Below are 1,670 nucleotides of genomic sequence, written 5' to 3'. Positions count from 1 at the left end.
ATTAGCTGCTTAATTCTAAGGTAGCTAACACAAGAAAATAACCTTTCTGAAACTCACGATAACTTTTCGCAACAGTGCCAAAAATAGAGCATACATTGAACACCAGAAGAAGAGCGAGTTTGAATTATTGCTCACCTAATCATGTTTTTTTAGAGTATTTGATGGCGGCTTAGTATAGAGTAGTGTTGCACTTCAGATGACGGAGGGCGAAGTATTTACAGTCATAATGTTGTTTCTCTTTTCCAATGGTCACAGGAGTGATGATTTCATCATGGCTGATGCCACAGCAAGTAATTAACTCTCTTTTTTTAATAAATTCCGCTTGCTGCTCTTCACTCAGGCCAGCAAAGAATCGAGGCAGCGGAAATACAGTATTTACATCAACTGCTGAAAACATCGATAACTTTTCAAGGCTTTCTCTGAGTGGCATAGCCGCTAATGATTCAAAACCTCTTATTGATCGAAACCTTGGTGAAAATCCATCTGGAAACTGTGCAGCTTGAAATGTTGTATAAGAGTCTCCAACAATAAGAGGCACATTAGGCTGCGGCCGCCCCATGATAAAGCTTCTTAATTCATAAGATAAATCAGCCAATCTAAAAACAGCATCGCTAACATTCGTTTGCCTTAAATCAGCACGCCCTAAACGTGCATCAATAAGAATTGTATGATCAAACTCTGCTCTATGAAAGCTAACAACATCACTTAAATCTGCTTTATATAAATTCGTATAATTAAAGTTTACCTCCTCTAAATTCGCACCTATCAGCCTCGCTTGATGTAAATCTGCAGCAGATAAATTTGCACCGGACAAATCAGCACCGCTTAAGCCAATTTGCTTTAAATAACTTCCTGATAAATTGGCAAAACACAACTTAGCGCCACACAACCTAGCACCGGATAAATTTAAACCCGATAAGTTTACACTCTCCAAATTCCAACCAGTTAGATTAATCCGAGCCGCGCTGCCTAAACTATTGCGAGCACGCTCAATTTCGCGAACAACTTCTTCTCTTGTCCTCACCATATCATAGCCTACCTTAATATAGATAAACAGCTAATCACGCACCATGATAACATCATATTTTCTAACATAATTCTTAGAAAAAAATGATACAAATAATATTATTTTTACTATAAAGAAAAGAAAAATATCATCAAATCAAATAAAGAGTAATCTAATTTACTTTTTCTTGTCAATTTTTTAATCTTAACTTTTAACGGCCATAACCATCATTAATTTATTAAAAAACAAATAGTTAAATAATAAAGTAAATAAAGCAGGTCTACAAGTCAGCTACACAGATTACAATTAAGATTACTGCATGACGCTGTCAGACTTTATTTATTCCAATTAGCTTATGCAATTAAATCAATTAATATGTTGACGTAAGCGTCGCTACCTCGGTAGGTATTTTGCACATCCAATGATGCAAAATCGCCGAGCAAAACGCGACGACTATAAACCCTCGGCTGTCCGCGTCACACAGCGTTACGTGCCTTGAATCGGCACACTCCACTACTGTGCTCTCACATGACTCTACGGTTCGTATAGATTTTTAGACACTCGTTACGCTTGCTACAGACCTAACGGCCTTTCGCAACTCCGCTCTGCTAAAAACCCGAACCTACCTCGGCCTACTCACCCGTGCTTAGTACTCCGTGGCTCG

General features: G+C 38.2%; 1 protein-coding gene. It reads right to left on the bottom strand.

The genetic code is table 11. The features are described from left to right. Positions 1–169 precede the first annotated feature (169 nt). On the bottom strand, positions 170–1,027 hold the full coding sequence (locus tag C200_RS14650; RefSeq protein WP_052133295.1) for a pentapeptide repeat-containing protein: 858 nt from the start codon (positions 1,025–1,027) through the stop codon (positions 170–172). Positions 1,028–1,670 lie beyond the last annotated feature (643 nt).

The sequence above is a fragment of the Piscirickettsia salmonis LF-89 = ATCC VR-1361 genome, from assembly GCF_000297215.2.
GTDB classification, from domain to species: Bacteria; Pseudomonadota; Gammaproteobacteria; order Piscirickettsiales; family Piscirickettsiaceae; genus Piscirickettsia; species Piscirickettsia salmonis.
The sequence above is the reverse complement of the archived record's forward strand: the minus strand, read 5'-3'. Positions and strand labels throughout refer to the sequence as shown.

Excerpts from the sequence above, each read along its gene's own strand:
- C200_RS14650 (WP_052133295.1), bottom strand. The coding sequence starts at position 1,027 with ATGGTGAGGACAAGAGAAGAAGTTGTTCGCGAAATTGAGCGTGCTCGC.